General features: G+C 51.7%; 13 protein-coding genes. 7 read left to right on the forward strand and 6 right to left on the reverse strand.

Features of this window, described 5'->3' with window-relative positions:
- Positions 1-22: 22 nt before the first annotated feature.
- The gene (locus ABC831_RS07250; protein WP_343247554.1) at positions 23-1435 is read right to left on the reverse strand and encodes a cation:dicarboxylate symporter family transporter; all 1413 of its coding nucleotides are present in this window, start codon (positions 1433-1435) and stop codon (positions 23-25) included.
- A 241-nt stretch (positions 1436-1676) separates the two neighbouring features.
- Between ABC831_RS07250 and ABC831_RS07255 the strand changes: the two genes are divergently transcribed.
- A complete protein-coding gene (locus tag ABC831_RS07255; protein ID WP_343247555.1) occupies positions 1677-1856 on the forward strand; it encodes a hypothetical protein in 180 nt (59 codons plus the stop codon).
- Between the two features lie 250 nt (positions 1857-2106).
- Here ABC831_RS07255 and ABC831_RS07260 read toward each other — a convergent pair whose 3' ends face one another.
- Together ABC831_RS07260 and ABC831_RS07265 are read right to left on the reverse strand one after the other, a co-directional pair.
- On the reverse strand, positions 2107-3708 hold the full coding sequence (locus ABC831_RS07260) for a response regulator (RefSeq protein WP_343247556.1): 1602 nt from the start codon (positions 3706-3708) through the stop codon (positions 2107-2109).
- Positions 3705-5513: a cache domain-containing sensor histidine kinase gene (locus ABC831_RS07265; RefSeq protein ID WP_343247557.1), complete on the reverse strand. Its 1809-nt coding sequence runs from the start codon at positions 5511-5513 to the stop codon at positions 3705-3707. Before ABC831_RS07265 ends, ABC831_RS07260 begins: the two co-directional genes overlap by 4 nt.
- 299 nt (positions 5514-5812) lie before the next feature.
- Between ABC831_RS07265 and ABC831_RS07270 the strand changes: the two genes are divergently transcribed.
- The 6 genes from ABC831_RS07270 to ABC831_RS07295 are packed head-to-tail and all read left to right on the forward strand — an operon-like array spanning position 5813 to position 13426.
- Entirely contained in the window at positions 5813-7213 is a 1401-nt protein-coding gene (locus ABC831_RS07270) for an ABC transporter substrate-binding protein (RefSeq protein ID WP_343247558.1), read from the forward strand.
- 40 nt (positions 7214-7253) lie between these two features.
- On the forward strand, positions 7254-8129 hold the full coding sequence (locus ABC831_RS07275) for a carbohydrate ABC transporter permease (protein WP_343247559.1): 876 nt from the start codon (positions 7254-7256) through the stop codon (positions 8127-8129).
- A complete protein-coding gene (locus ABC831_RS07280; protein WP_343247560.1) occupies positions 8129-8947 on the forward strand; it encodes a carbohydrate ABC transporter permease in 819 nt (272 codons plus the stop codon). Before ABC831_RS07275 ends, ABC831_RS07280 begins: the two co-directional genes overlap by 1 nt.
- 6 nt (positions 8948-8953) lie before the next feature.
- On the forward strand, positions 8954-10414 hold the full coding sequence (locus tag ABC831_RS07285) for a glycoside hydrolase family 28 protein (protein WP_343247561.1): 1461 nt from the start codon (positions 8954-8956) through the stop codon (positions 10412-10414).
- A 43-nt stretch (positions 10415-10457) separates the two neighbouring features.
- A complete protein-coding gene (locus ABC831_RS07290; RefSeq protein WP_343247562.1) occupies positions 10458-11348 on the forward strand; it encodes a glycoside hydrolase family 43 protein in 891 nt (296 codons plus the stop codon).
- Between the two features lie 23 nt (positions 11349-11371).
- Positions 11372-13426, forward strand: a complete 2055-nt coding sequence (locus ABC831_RS07295) for a glycosyl hydrolase family 28 protein (RefSeq protein WP_343247563.1) — start codon at positions 11372-11374, stop codon at positions 13424-13426.
- Positions 13427-13565: 139 nt separating this feature from the next.
- Here ABC831_RS07295 and ABC831_RS07300 read toward each other — a convergent pair whose 3' ends face one another.
- Genes ABC831_RS07300 through ABC831_RS07310 form a run of 3 tightly spaced genes read right to left on the reverse strand, consistent with a single transcriptional unit; the run spans position 13566 to position 16227 of the window.
- Entirely contained in the window at positions 13566-14033 is a 468-nt protein-coding gene (locus tag ABC831_RS07300) for a heme-binding protein (RefSeq protein ID WP_343247564.1), read from the reverse strand.
- A 36-nt stretch (positions 14034-14069) separates the two neighbouring features.
- The gene (locus ABC831_RS07305; RefSeq protein WP_343247565.1) at positions 14070-15119 is read right to left on the reverse strand and encodes an aldose 1-epimerase; all 1050 of its coding nucleotides are present in this window, start codon (positions 15117-15119) and stop codon (positions 14070-14072) included.
- A gap of 55 nt (positions 15120-15174) precedes the next feature.
- The gene (locus ABC831_RS07310) at positions 15175-16227 is read right to left on the reverse strand and encodes a Gfo/Idh/MocA family protein (RefSeq protein WP_343247566.1); all 1053 of its coding nucleotides are present in this window, start codon (positions 16225-16227) and stop codon (positions 15175-15177) included.
- Positions 16228-16335: the final 108 nt, after the last annotated feature.

The following is a 16335-nucleotide window of genomic DNA, read 5'->3' on the forward strand; positions in this document are numbered from 1 at the left end:
TGGAAGCGGAACGCTAATGTAATCAGAACCCGGCGCGGCCCGGGTTTTTATAGGCAGATTCATCCAGCAGCCCCAGCCGTTTATCCACCATCAGTGCGTTGGTAAGCGAACCGGAGACATTCAGAAGAGTACGGGGCATATCGATAATGGGATCGATAGCCAGGATCGGGCTGATAGTGGAAAATGCCGAAGCCAGTCCCACACCGGAGAGGCTGACACTGGCCGCCATCGACGCGGTGCCCGGTATCCCGGCGATGCCCAGGGAACCGATCGTGACCACGATCACCGCCATGACCAGCAGGGAAAGATCGATGGGAGTACCGGTGATATGACATACATAGACAATCAGGAGCGCGGGAAATAATCCCGCGCATCCCTGCATTCCGGCCGTGGTGCCGAATCCGGCCACAAAGTTAGCGGTGGCCTCGGACACCCCCAGATCTTTCGTCAATGTCTCCACAGTCAGCGGCAGACACCCCACACTGGAGCGAGAAGTAAACGCCAGCAGAAGAGGTGCCGCTGACTTTTTCAGATATGGGACAGGATTCAGGCCGTGCACCATCAGCGCTGCCAGCTGGATAAGAAACTGGATGACAGTTCCCAGATACAGAGCAAAGATAAATTTACCGGCATCGAAGATCCCGGACAATCCACGCTGGGCGATGGTATTCGCCAACAGGGCCAGCACGGCGAAAGGCATATAATCCAGGATCAGCAGAGCCATATTGATCATCGTCCGGTGCAGTCCCCGGACTCCCTTATAGAGCGGCGCTGCTTCAGCGGGATGTTCCTTATTTACCCACCACAGGGCCAGGCCCAGGATCGAGGAGAAGATCACCAGTCCGATGATATTATTATTTACCATAGCGGATACGATATTATCAGGAATCAGGTTTTTCAGCGTGGTGGGAACATCGGTAATCTCAGAGGCTGACACGGCGTCAGAGATTCCGGCCGCAGCCCCCGAAGGGACAGAATCCCGTCCGAGTCCGAACAGCAGACCCAGAGCCAGACCTGTGACCGCGGATACTGCGGCCATACTCATGGTGACGGAGAGTGTCTTGCGGATCAGGTTCCCCATCTGATGACCTTGTTCCAGCTGAATGATGACCTGTAGGATAGAAATGATCACCAGAGGCACCACGATTACTTTGATCAGGTTCATATAACCGGTACCAAACAGCTGATACCAGGCGGTAGTTTCCCGTATAAACCGGATATCCGCCGGATGGTCGGGAAAGCCGGATGCAGCCTGGACCGCAAGTCCCAGAAGCAGCCCCAGCCCCGTTCCCACCAGGACGACCACCGAAAAATCCAGATGTTTCTTATGGTAAAGGACATGGATCAGGTAGAAACCGGCGGCCAGTAAAACTAAAAACAGTATGGTTCTTATATCGCTGATAAGCAGAAACTGCTGCAAAAATGGAAGGTCCATGATGATCTCCTAAAGGTTAGAGTGAATAACAGAAAATAAATATCTGGCGGTAAATGGAAACAATATCAGTATTTCCTGTTCGGTGATTCTCATACCTCTTTGAAGACTCAATTCATTTATAACCATAGCTTAACTGCAGCTGTCCCTTCTTATTTTGTGAAGCGCTGTAACGGATATGGCACCCGTGATATCTATATTTCGAACAGCTGCAGGATAAGTCAGGTTAAAGGAGAGCGCAGCATTGGACCCGGTAACTGGGATGGTGAAACTCCCGGATGCTGAGGCATTGCGGGATGCAGATCCGGTAGGGGCGAAAAATGAATATAACAGCCGGAGTGAGTTATTGATTTTGGGAGTGATCTGCATAAAACTGTCTGCTTCCGGAGTTGCCAGGAAGATGAAATCGACCAGATATAAATAGCCCGATGCCAGCAGTATTTCCGTGTTGTCTAAGGAAATCTCATCACCTTCCTGAAACAGGACCTGCATGGGAAGGTCTGAGTTTGAGGGCGGGTTGGACTGCACACTATATTGAGCATACGAATAGGACTCACGCCGTTTATTAGAACCGCAACGGCAGTCATTGAATAGCATATTTGTTTATTCCCTTTTTATTTACATTGTATGAATTCAGGCAGGTAATTGTTACATGATCCAAATAAACGACAAAGCTACAGGCGTTTCAGATACTCTGTAGGTGTACAGCCCATTTTCTTTTTGAAGCATTTCAGAAAGTAAATATAATCGTTAAAACCGCTTTTGGCCGCCACCTCCCGGATCGGGAGATGTTCACTGCGCAGAAGGCGGGCGGCGTGGTTTAAGCGCACCTGCATCAGATAATCCGGGAAGCTTACGTTAAGCTCCTGCCGGAACAGCTTGCTCAGATAGACGCTGCTGATATGGATCTGGGAGGCTGCCCCGGACTGGGACAGCGGTTCCGCAAAGTGTTCGTGGATATAGTTCAGTGCCTGGCGCATATAGACGGATAACTCCGGCACCTCCCTTTTCTGCAATCGGTCAATCAGCCGGTCGAAAAGGGAGGCGATCCATTCCTGAACCGTGGACAGGGATGGGAAGTCATACAAATATTGGCCGGACAGCGTATCATCGTCATAGATATCCTTAAAATTAATGGCCTGTTTCTTGCAGATCTGATTCAGCAGCCCAAGAAGATCCGTAAAGGCCATCTGCGTGACCGGCAGAGGCGGCTTTTGCCGGCGGATATCAGAGAAGATCTCATCCAAGAGCTGATGGGCTTTGTGGGAATCCCGTTGGAGAACGGCTTCTTTCAGCGCGTTTTCCCGGCTGATGCTCAGGAAATCGAAATCAGAGGAGGCGCTGGTCCCATTTCCCCGGGTGAAAATAGATCCGGGTTCGCAATAGAATTTCTGGCAAAGATTTTCCTCCGCCTGACGATAGGAAGCAGGCAGATCCGCAGGCTGGATACTCAAGGTGCCGAGGCTGAAGCTTACGGACAGATTCAGGAATTTTTTCATGCAGAAGGTAATGCGCCCGATGGTATTCTGAATGGTATCGTGGATGGCACTCTCACTGCGCGTATAACCAAAGCTTAAGACCATCGCGTATTTTTCATTGGAAATATGGCACATGGCGCCGTTTTTCTGATCGGTGAGTATTTCGGTAACGATATTCACGATAGAAAAGGTGATCAGGTTATTGTTGGCCAGGTCCCTGGCCTGATAATCGTCGATACACATTAACAAAGGCAGCATGCGGATGGGCTCTAAGGGGAGGGCCAGCACAAGGAAATGTGCCCGGATTTCCGCCGGATCAGAATAAAAACCAGTCAGCAGATGGATCAGAAAATCCTGGCGCAGGGCCGCCAGATTATTATCCGTCAGCCGGGAATGAGCCGGACGGTCCATAAGGCCGGCTGCCGCTTTTTCCAGGGCCGCCAAAAGCCCCTGCGGAGTCAGGGCGTGTTTTAGCAGATAATCCACCGCGCCGCCTTTCAGGGCGCCCCGGACATATTCGTAATCATCATAATTGCTGAGCGCGATAAACGGAACCTGGGGCATCAGCCGGTTTGCCTGTTCACACAGCAGGAGCCCGTCCATTTCCGGCATCTTCATATCGGTCAGAAGGATATCCGGACGGACCGTTGGCAGTTTATCAAGCGCCTCCTTTCCGTTAGAAGCCTCCGCGCACAGCACGAATTTCCGTTCTCCGGTGAAAGCCGGGATTTCTTCATTTAACATATATTTCAACGTGGTGCGCATCAGGACTTCATCATCTACGATCATCACATTCATCGAAAATCACCTGCACTTTCTGCTGTGAATAAGGGGAACGACAGCTCCGCGATGGTATACAAATCAGGCTTGCTGATGATGGTAAAGGACTGGCGGCTGCCGAACATCAGCTCCAGCCGGCTTCGGATATTGGCGATCCCGATATGGGAGGCGTCGCTGTCCACCGCATGAGACAGGGTATTTAGCTCCTCCTGGGTCATTCCTTTTCCGTTATCTTTGATCCTTATATATAGCTGGTCTTTATCCTGGAATATGCGGATCTGCAGATACCCCGGCCGGGTGGCGGGGGCGATTCCGTGCAGCAGGGCATTTTCCACCAGGGGCTGAAGCAGTAATTTGGGTATCAGGTAACTGTTCAGGGCGGTGTCCACGGAAAAGTAACTGGTAAATTTTCCGTTGAACCGGTATTCCTGGATTTCCAGATAGTGCTTCAGGTAATCGGTCTCCTCTGCCACAGTGACATACTTTTGGGGGCTTAGATTCACATGGAGCATATCGGAGAGAGCCTGCGTCACGCTCTGGATATTTTGCGCCCCCTGGACGGCGGCCAGAAACTTAATGGTGTTCAGGGTGTTGTACAGAAAGTGAGGATTGATCTGAGCCTGTAGGGCTTTGATCTCCAGATTCCGTTTTTCATTTTCCCGGCTGCGGATATCTTCGATCAATTCCCGTATTCTTCGGATCATGTAGGTGATCTGGCGGTATAGCTGGCCCACCTCATCTTTGGTCTGTATCGAGATGTTAAGTTCCAGCTGACCGGAATCGATCTTGCTGACGGCAGTGGACAGACGGGTCAGCTTCCGGGTGATAATGGAGATGAACAGGGTGACGGTGAGTATGAAGATCACCGCACACACCAGCGCGATACGAAAGACCACGGCGCGGGTGGTCATAAAGTCCTCCAGGATATTTTCATATGGTACAAAGCCGATCACGGTCCAGTCGGTGATGGATGCGTTCTGCTCGATGACCAGACAGTCCCTGCCGCCCAGCTCCGTGGTAAAATAACCGTCCTCCCGATGAGGGGACGCGGTCAGAAGTTTCAGCTCCTGATCGGTCAGTACCCGCTGTTCTTCCTCCTGCGGGAAAATCACACTTTCCGTATCCGGGTCCAGAATCAGCATAGAATAGCCGTTCACATTCTGCACGTGAAACATGTCCTCCAGAAGGGAACACTTGATGTCGGCGACCACGACTCCGATCACCTGACCCTGATGCCGTATCTTTCTCGCTATGGAAAATACCAGATCCCCGGGATAACCGCCTGCGGGATCATAATAATGCGGCGGTACAAAGAGCAGATCCTGGTCGGATTGAACAAGCTCCTGAAACCAGGGCTGCGCCGTCAGGTCCCTTCCGTTCATGAAGATCCCATAGGACAGGGTGTTCCCGCTCAGGTCGCTGACGGCCAGTCCGTTTAAGTAAGATTTAAAATTGCAAAGGCTGAAGATATAGTCCTCTGCGTCACGCCGGTATTGCAGCAGCAGCTGATCATCTTCATTTTCATTCGTCAGATAATTAAAGATCCGGGAGTTCAGGCCGAATCCCATATTGCTGGAGATCAGGGCGGTAATGCTGTTGATATCCTTTAAGGCGGTGCCAAAATTATTGTTGGACACCTGCATGATGGAATAAAGATCCCGGGAAGCGGTCTCGGAGGCCTGGCTGGTCATCCGCTGCGTCCATACCCGGGTCACGATTCCGGCGAAAAGGAAAAACAGGCAGACCGTGACGCAGAGCAGCTTCCATGTGAGACTGTGAAAGAATGATAGAACCTGTTGTTTGATATCGGATTTCGCTTTCATTTACTCCGCCCTCATGTGCTGTCGTAAAGCGCACTTTTATACTATAATAGAGTGAAGGGGGACATGTCCATTCCGGTTTGGGACATGTCCATTCCAGTTTGGACATGTCCCAGACCGAAATGGACATGTCCCCTTTCACTCATTATACATAGGAAAAGTCAGGCGTGCAATGTAGGGGCTGATACTTTATAAAAACAGACAGTCCAGTTTAAAAAATGACAATTCGGTTAACCGCCCGGGAATCTATAATAAGTGCAACGAAGCAATTATAACGTTCAATTTATAAGGAGGATTTGAGAATGAAGTTAAAACGAGTGATGAGTCTGTTTATTGCAGCGGTGATGACTTGTTCCCTGGCGGCCTGCGCAGGCAGCGGGAAAGAGGCGCCTCAGACGGCAAAGGAGGAAGCCGCAGCCGGTACACCGGCAGCAGCCCCGGCGCAGGATAAGGAGGAGGAAAGCGCCGGCAAAGAAGTAAAGACACTGACGATGCTGACCTTTACTGAGTGGTATACCGACGGCTGGGCGGCCCTGGACAAATATATCAATGAAAATGCGGATGAACTGGGTTTTAAACTGGATATTCAGAAGATCGCCGGGGGTTCCCAGGGGGAAGAAGTGGTGAAAGCACGGTTTGCCACCGGTGACCTCCCGGATATCATACAGAGCTACGGTGCCAAATGGATCGACACACAGGTCAATGCACTGGATAAAATGGTGGATATGGAATCCCTGCCCAGCGAGTCGGAGTATGACGCTGCGACCATGGAAGAGGGCGGATACCGCTATAATGGGAAACTGTACGGAATGCCCATCGGAACAACGAGCCTGCTGGGTGTGTTTTATAATAAGGATGTGTTTGAGGCGTCCGGTGTAACCGAGGTGCCGAAGGACTGGCAGGGATTTCTGGATGCCTGTGAAAAGATCAAAGCAGCCGGAAAGATTCCCCTGTATTATTCGGGAAAAGATGCGTGGACACTGCAATGCTTCAATCACTTCGGATTTAATAAAGAAGTGTTTGACAGCGGATTAAGCTATACCGAATTCTGGAATGAAATGAATACCAACAAACGGCACTACGCGGATTGCCCGCAGTTTAAAGATGCCATCGTAAAATCAAAAGAAATGCTGGATAAGGGCTATGTGCAGGAAACCTACCTGTCCGATACTTATGATATGGCGCAGACGGCACTGGCCAATGGGGATGCGGCTATGTATATCAATCCTTCCAATGTGCTGGATGAGATCGCCAACAAATATCCCGACGCCGTGGATCGTATCGGCGGTTTTGCCCTGCCCCTCTATGAGGACAGCCAGAATTATACCTGCCTGTCACTCCCAGGAGCGCTGGGCGTCACCTCCAGCTGCAAGGACGTGGAGGCTGCTAAGAAGGCGATTGATTTTATCAGTTCCTCGAAAGCGCAGCAGATCTATGCCGATGGCGCAGCCGGTGTATATCTGAACAAAAATGTGACCTGTACGCTGACACCTGGGCTGCAGGATCTGGTGGATCTGATGCAGGACGGCAAGTCCATCGCGCTGTGGCAGGGAGCCGGGAATAATTATGGCTACGGTGATTTCGGAGCAATGGTACAGGATTATTATGTGGGCTCTAAGACGGTAGATGATCTGCTGAAAACCATGGACGACGAAACCGCGAAAAATGCCATCGCGGCCGGTGACACAAACTGGAATAAATAGGCGGATCAGATTACGAATACCCGGAAAGGGGCTCTTGCTATTGAAACAAAAAAGGATCTATTCCTATTGGATGCTGATACCGTGTCTGGCTATTTTCGGCATATTCTTTCTGCTGCCTGCCGTGATGGGTGTGGGATTTTCCTTCCTGAATATCCGTAACGTGGACTTCCGTGCGGCCACTTTTGCAGGTATTGGAAATTATAAAAATGTGCTGACGGACAGCGGTATGAACATCGCTATCAAAAATTCTTTTCTCTTTGCGTTTGTCACCACCATTCTGAAGGTGACACTGGGCCTTTTGCTGGCTGTACTTTTGAACAATAAACTGAAAACAACCAATTTTATGAGAACCGTATTTTTTTTGCCGGCGGTCTTAAGCAGCGTGGCGGTTGGGCTGATCTTTACCGCCATGATGCACCCGACCAACGGGATCATCAATGTGGCGCTGCGGGCGATGGGACTGCCGATGCTGGCCCAGAACTGGCTGACAGACCCAAAACTGGCGATATTTTCCGTAGCCTTTGTGGAGGTGTGGAAATGGACCGGATTTACCATGGTGATTCTGCTGGCCGGCCTGCAGTCCATCCCGGAACATTACTACGAAGCGGCCAGAATCGACGGGGCAACCGGCTGGCAGAAATTCCGGTATGTGACATTCCCGTTGATCATGCCTGCATTCACCAATGCGCTGGTAGTCAACCTGATCGGCGGGCTGAAGGCTTTCGACGTGGTGCAGACCGTGACGGGCGGAGGCCCGGGGACTGCCACGGAAGTGTTCGGCACACTGGTATACAAATCATTCGGCAGCGGCCGTTATGGGGAGGGCTGTGCCGCCAGTATCATACTGTGCGTGGTTATCCTGCTGGTGGTCCTTCCCGTATACCGGTTTCTCACCGGTAAGGAGGTAGAGATGTGATGGCAAAGAAAGTATCCGGAATGTTGGCGGAGATTTTCGCGCTGATCTGCAGCCTGTTTATGCTGGTGCCGTTTTATATGATCCTGATCAATTCCTTTAAGAGCAAGGAGGAGGCCGCGCTGGTAAATCTGTCCCTGCCGGATCAGTGGCATATAGTGGAAAATTACACGGATATGTTCCGCGAAGGGGGGCTGGGCCTTGCGTTTCGGAACAGCGTGCTGCTGACCGTGCCCAGCGTCCTGGTCATTATCCTTGTGAGCTCGCTGGCGGCCTTTGTGCTGCAGCGCAGGGTGAGTAAAGCGTCGAAAAGGCTGCTGCTGCTGATTCTGATGGGCCTGTTTATTCCGGGGCAGATTATTCCTACCTATTTTATCTGTTATTATATCCATGTGCGGACGTTTCTGGCGGCGGGACTTGTGCTGATTGCATCCAATCTTTCCATGGGAGTTTTTCTGTATACCGGATATTTTAAGAGTATACCAAGAGAATTGGATGAGTCGGCCATGCTGGACGGATGCAATGGGCTTCAGCTGTTTTTCCATATTATATTCCCGCTGCTCAAACCGATTACAGTCACGCTCTTTATTATTACTTTTATGGGAATATGGAACGATTTCGGCACGACTATTTATTTCCTGAACAGTTCCAGGAACTTTACCCTGACGCTGACGATCTATAATTTCTTCGGGGTGCACAGTTCGGACTGGAACCTGGTGTTCGCGAATGTAATCGCGGTATCTCTGCCGGTGATTATCGTATACTTTATGGCGCAGAAACAGATTATGTCCGGGATGACTTCCGGTGCAGTGAAAGGGTGAGTGATAATGAAGACAGAGGTACAGGCGCCGCCGTTTCCGGAAGGTATTCAGAAATCCGGCGAGCCGTTAGAGTATATGAGGCATGGCGCGGACCCCACGGGTGCCTATCCGGATAACCTGGCTCTGTCCGGGGAATGGTGCATGTACGCCGGAGAAACAAAGATCCCGGTCTGTTCGGTGCCGGTGACCCATGGGGGACCGCACAGTTTCTGCCAGATCTTGCTGGAGCAGGAGCAGAAAGAGCTGAACATAACCGTATGCTGCTTAAGAGAGGTACACAGTGTTAAGATACACGCGCGAAAGGGGGATTTTCCATTTCAGATCCAGGGAAATGTGATACGGGGAACCATTTCGGAGCCGGGATATCTGACCGTGGAGGTCAATGACAGAATATACGCGCCGCTGACCATTATCATACGGCCGCCGCTTAAAATGCAGGTGAACGAAAATGCAGAGCAGCGCGTACGCATCTATAAAGCGGGAATCCATGAAGTGGAATCATTGGAACTAAAGGACAATGAAACCCTGTATCTGGAACCGGGGGCTATCTTGCGGGCTGTTCAGCCGGCAGCGGATGAAGCGCCAATGACAGAGAAAGACTGGGCCGGAATCCCCAATTACGCTGATTTTATCCGGGCAGATAACAGAAAAAATATAAGGATCATCGGCTACGGTATCATCGACCTGTCCGGCTTAGAGTGGCACGCCCGCAGGACGATCCGGCTCACGGGATGCGGGAATGTGGTACTGGACGGGCCGGTTCTGGTCGGGGCCGCGCACTGGACCACAGCCTTATTCCGGTGTGAGCATGTGAAAGTGAGGAATCTGGTTATGTTCGGCTACCGCCAGAACAGTGACGGCATCGATATCGTAAACTGCCGGGACGTCCATGTGGACAACTGTTACATAAGAACCGGGGATGACGCCATATGCATCAAATCCATGGAGGCACCGCCGGTCTGCGGCGGCGAGAAAATTCTGGTGGAGAACTGTACCGTCTGGGATGATAAAGTGAGGGGGATCGGAATCGCCGGGGAGTCCAAAAGTGATATCCATGATGTGATCTTCCGGGACTGTCTGGTACTGCACGGGCTGGCGGACTGGGCCTATGAGCTGGGCGCGCTGTGTATTACCCTGTGCGACAGCGGTACAGTGTCGGATATTCTGTTCGAGAATATACGGATCCTGCAGGAAAGCGCCTGTGCGGTCAACTGTATGCTGTACCGGGACCGGTGGTCTACGGACACTCAGGCAGGCCATATCCGGGATGTTTGTTTTCGGAATATCCAGATCCCGGAGAATACGCCCATCCGTATATGGGGATATGATGAGGATCATGCGGTGGAACATGTCTGTCTGGAACAGATCGATAATGGCGGGAAGCCATTGTGGATCGACCGGAATCCTTATGTAAAGAACATAACCGTAACCGGACATGAGGCAGCGGATAAGACGGCGGCCAGGTAAGCTATTATCATTAGGTAAAATTTAATGGGAAAGGATATAGGCTATGCTTTCTATAAATGAGATACAGATCCGGGACCCGTATGTACTGACAGATCCGGAGGAAGGATGTTACTACCTCTACGGAACCACGGACAAAGAGCCCTGGAGCGGGCAGGCGCAGGGGTTTCAGGCTTATAAAAGCAGCGACCTGGAACAATGGGAAGGCCCTTATCCGGTTTTCACCCCGCCCGCGGACTTCTGGGCGGACCGGAATTTTTGGGCGCCGGAGGTGCACCTCTACCGCGGAGCGTATTACATGCCGGCCAGTTTCAAATCGGCAGATCACAGAAGGGCCGTGCATATTCTGTGGAGCCAGAACCCCTTGGGCCCTTTTCTCCCGCTGTCCCGGGAACCGGTCACGCCGGCCGGGTGGGAGTGCCTGGACGGTACGCTTTATCTGGATGATGCAGGCTCTCCCTGGCTTATATTTTCCCATGAGTGGACACAGATCCATGACGGAGCGATGTGCTGCATGAGGCTTAAGGAGGATCTGAAGGCCGGCTGTTCCCTGCCTGCCGTAATGTTCCGGGCCTCCCGGTCCGGATGGAGTACCAATGACACCGGGGATGTGGTAAAAGGCGAAGGGGAGAATTATGTAACGGACGGGCCGTTTCTTATGCGACCGAAGGACGGCGGGCTGATGCTTCTGTGGTCCAGTTATTCAGCCTCGGGCTATTCGATCGGGACGGCGTACAGCGCCAGCGGTAAAATCACAGGCCCGTGGCGTCATGCGGCAAAGCCGTTTTTTTCAGCGGACGGGGGACATGGTATGGTGTTTTGCACTTTGGATGGCAGGATGATGCTGGCCATCCATCAGCCGAACAGGACGCCCTATGAACGCGCCCGTTTCATTCCTGTTCGGCTGCGGGGACAGGATCTCGAATTATTGGAATAGGACACGCACGAATGGAGGTAGAAATGAAAAATCTGAAAAAGGCAGCGTTGGCTGCTTTAGTCTGCGGCATGATAAGTCTCATGACTGCCGGTGCGGCATGGGGAAATGAATCATATGCCAGTAACGGATCGATGGATCATGCAGATACGTCTATTGTAAAAGTGTATCAAAAACCGGAGGCTATGCCGGCGAAATACAGTTCCGCTGATTTTCAGGTACAGGCGGGAGGACAGAGCGTCCCGGTCTACGTATCAGGGAACAACGCATGGGGAAATCCTGTGTCCTACAGTACTTTTGAGAGTTCCGGGCCGGTTGAAATTCAGATAAGCGCTGATTTTGTGTTTTCCGATTATGCATTGCTGCCGGAATCCCTGGGGCTAAGCGGACAGCGTGTGGGAAATAAAGTTACATGCACGGTACAGCCCGGAACGGATGTAACCTTTTTACCTGATAAAAACTATAATGGGAGGGTCTTACATCTGTTTGTCCGGGAACCTCTCACGGATATTCCTGATATACAGAGCAGCAGTGTGATTCACTATGGACCGGGATATTACGATATCTCGGAGCAACAGCCGTTAATGCTTAAATCCGGCCAGACACTCTATCTGGAAGGGGGTGCCGTTTTGAGGGGGCGTGTACTGGTCCGGAATGCAGATCACGTCACCATATGCGGCCCGGGGATTCTGCTGAACGATTACATGAGCCAGGACAGTTATGACGGCGTGGCGGTGGCGCTGAAAAATTCGGATGACGTGACGGTCAGGGATATTACTGTGATCCGCGATATGAATTCCTGGATTTCCTTTATGTGGAAATGCAGTAACGTAACGGTAAAAAACTACAAAGCAATCAATGCAAGATACGCGTCCTCTGACGGATTCAATGTGGCAAATTGTCAGGGAGTGCTGTTTGACGGAAGCTTTATCCACTCCTGCGACGACAGCGTGGCTGTCAAAGGGACAGGCAACAGCGGGTATAATCCTGCGGAAGATCCGTCCCAGGCCCTTCCCACCAGCAATATTACCTATCAGAATTCCCAGCTGTGGAGCGATGCCAACAATGCGATCGGCATCGGGGCGGAGACCCAGGCCAGCTGCTTTGACCAGATCCGGTTTCAGAATATTGATATCCTGAGAAATTATGACGATCTGAATTATCCGGATCAGCTCACGGAGCGATCGGCCATCAATATCTGCGCGTTGAACGCTACACAGATTCAGAATGTAACGTTTGAAGATATCCGGGTGGAAAAGGCTAAAAGGCTGATCAATATCACCATGGAAGACAGCTTCTGGTTCGGAAGCCTGGAGGGGAACTGGCAGTGGCCCGGTTCCATACAGAACATCACGTACCGCAATATCACATCCAAATCCGACGGTTCCAACCAGATCCGGATATCCGGCCGGGATACGGATCACCGGATATCGGATATCCGGTTCGAGAACATCCGGATCAACGATATGCAGTTAACGGATTTTGATACAGACATTTTTTCCGTGAATTCCTTTGGGAAAAACATCCGTCTCGTATCCGATCGGAACCCGGAGGGTATCACCGCGGACGGCCCTATAACGGCCTCGTCGAACCGTTATCAGGCGGCGGAACAGCTGTCGGATATACAAGGGGGAAACGGCTGGTATTACCGGACCTGGCAGGCGGGCGTCGGCACAAAGGATATGACCTGGAACCCGGATGGTTCCAACCATTGGCGCGGGCCGAAACAATGGGATGCCATCTGGGTGGAACAGGGTCAGCTGCTGCTCCATCCCGATGAGACCCAGATCCTGCTGGACTGGAAGGCTCCCAGAAGCGGCGCCGTATCAATCAGCGGAACAGTCAGGAAATATGCTTCTGAGGGCGGGGATGGTGTCAATGTCAGCATCTGGAAAAATAATCAGATGATCTGGCCTGTCAATGGGGCATGGCAGACCATCGCATATAACGATACGGTGGGTATGGCGGCAGAGATTTCCGCTCAGGTGGAAGCGGATGACGTGATATCATTTCGGGTGGATAAACGGGAGAATACCGCCTATGATTCAACGTCGTGGACGCCAACGATTCTATATGAGTAAGTAAAAAACGGGGCTGTCGGGAAATGAATGAGAAATACTGGATTCTATTTCCCGGCAGCCCTGTTTTACAGATTCCAATAGCTCCTGGAGCCTGCCGTTCATCCTATGGAATGACGCCCAATAGCAGAGGAATAGAAGCTTAATTGATCCCCAGGAATCTGCGGATTCCCGCAATCAGGATTTCATGATCCTGAAGATGCGGCAGACCGGACACACAGATCGAGCCGATCACGCTGCCGCCCTGTATCCGAACCGGAAAGCCGCCGCCGCAGGCGGCATACTCCGCCGGGTCCAACAGCCAGTCCTTTTGCAGATCTTCCTTCAAAACAGCCAGTTCCGCGAAGGCACGCAGCGTACTCATCTCCCTTACATCTATCAGATTACTTTTCCTGCGAAGCCACATATCGTGATAGGCGCCTGTCCCATCCGGCAGATACTTAAAGACCGTCACGTGGTTAATCCGGATCTCGATCCCCAGGATACCCGGATATTCTTCACTTACCTTAAGCAAATCCAATCCCAGCTTCAAAGCATCGGCGTGGGAAAAAGACCGAAACTGCAGTTCTGCTTCTTCCTTTTTACACTGCTCCAATAATTGTTCATCCATAACAAAATACCTCCTCTTTCATATGATTTGAAATACTTAACAATCGCGGACAGACATATAGTCGCGGACAAACACTTCATACGAAGTCCGGATACTTTCCCCTTCTTTTAGACGGGGCGCAGTACCTGCCGCCACAGCATGTTCCAGCCCGCCCGGAAGAGAATTCCACATTTCCAAAGCCAGTGTATACGCCCTGCCATAAAACGGGTAATCCGCCCCGCCGCCATACATCTGCCACACCCAGAGATAGGGAAAGACCTCCTTATCCCATTTCATGCCGAACCCCAGCTGCAGCCGGCGGTTCCTGACCTCAAACGCGCCTTCCTTTAAGCCGGACAGTCCGAACTCCCGATACTCCCGGCTATCCATACCGTGTACCACACTCAGATCCACAGCCTCTTTGTCCCTGCCCACTGCCGTGGGCCAGACCCCCTGCTGGCCCGGAGCCAGACAGCAGGTCTCTCCCAGATCTGTCTGAACCGCCTGAACCGCCGGATTCCCATCCACACAGATCTCGCAGGAATCATCCAGAAAGCCGCCGCCCAGAGCAGGGTGCTGTCCCCATTGATACGAAACTTCCTGTCGCCCCTCGTTGACAATCTGTTCCTCTATAGAAAGGGTACAGTCATTTTCCCGCAGCGTCAGTGTCCTGGAAAGCCGGAAGGGAAACCGCAGCGTCCGCACACTGAACCGCACGGAAATCTCAGAGGCATGATCCGTCAGCACCTCCATATCCCAGGCAAGGAGAGCGGCTTCCCCGTGCATACCAAGCGCGGCGCCATACACACAACCTCCGGTACTGATCCCTGGAAACATAACCTGCCACCCGCCCTCATAAAAATCCATAAAATTACCGGCTGGATTCGCAGCCGTGGGTATCACATCCTTCGCAAAAGGCAGCGGTGAGTGAAACATAAAATCCACATCCTGCGGTTTATAAACGAATTCAAAGATATCCGCCCCCTTATCCAGCAAAATACCCACGCGTATCAGATGATTCTCCAGACTGACACACCGCAGTCCATCGGCTGTGTACTCCCGTATCCGGCAGCCTTTATTTCTCACTCCAAAGAATTTATTTCCCACCTTTTCCCATCCTTTCAGCCATAACCCTGCCGTCTTTTGTATATGCCGTTTCGGCTTAATCCAAATATACCGTACACTCCTTATGAGAAGAGCGATAGATGGCTTCCACCACCTTCATGGTCTGACAGGCATCCGCAAGTGTAGTACAGGCCGGCCGCTTCTCCAGAATACACGAAGAAAATTCTTCCAACTGCCTGGCATACATATTAGTCTGTTCATACGAAAGTTTTCTTCCGCCATCCGTGTCACTGCGGACCTGGCTGCTGGCATACCCCTTTTCCGAATCTGACACGGTAAGAAAAATATCCCCTTTTCCATCCTGTCCAATCGTATCATAAGCCAGTATACTCCCCTTCGTGCCATAGATCTCCAGCGGACAATGAGCCGCTTCGTCGGGAATATTAAAATTCGCATTGATAAAACAATCCGCTCCTCTGCGCATCCGCAACACAGCGGAAACGCTGTCCTCCACCTCATAATCAAACGTCTTATGATCCACCATACCGCAGACCTTCTCCACCTCATCCCCCAGCAGGTATCTCATCAAATCGATGCAATGAATCCCCATATCCATCAAAGCTCCTCCGCCGGCAACCGCCTTGCTCTGCCGCCAGTTCCCCTCCATCTTCGGAAACCAGCAGGTCAGCTGGGCCCGGCAGGAAACAATATCCCCCAGCAAACCATCCCGGACAATCTCCCGGATCCTCTCATGTCCGCCATGAAAACGCATCACCATCCCGACACCGACACAAAGCTCCTTTCCCCCGGCATAGCGCAAAAGCTTCTCCGACTCCCAGGTATCCAAAGCCACCGGCTTCTCAATCAGCAGATGCTTCCCTGCATCCAGAGCCCGGCAGGCCTGTTCCAGATGAAACTTAACCGGCGAGGCGATATACACCGCGTCCACATCCGGGTCCCTTAGCAGTTCTTCTTCCTCCTGATAACAATGCTCAATTCCATACTCCTCCTGCAGTTTTGACAGCGTACCCGCATCCTTATCCATCACCGCCGTCACACAGGCATTCGGAATCAGACGCAGCGCCGGAATCGTCCTGCGCCTGGCGATACCGCCGGCTCCAATAATCCCCCATCTTACCATTCCGCTCATTCCAGTCTCCCTTCTGCTACACTTTTCGTATTCGAAACTATGAAAGAAAGAAGATGTGGCGGGAAGCACCCTCCCCGCCACATCCCTTAAAAATAACTTCATTACACT

It is taken from the genome of Diplocloster hominis (genome assembly GCF_032380655.1).
Lineage (GTDB): Bacteria > Bacillota > Clostridia > Lachnospirales > Lachnospiraceae > Diplocloster > Diplocloster hominis.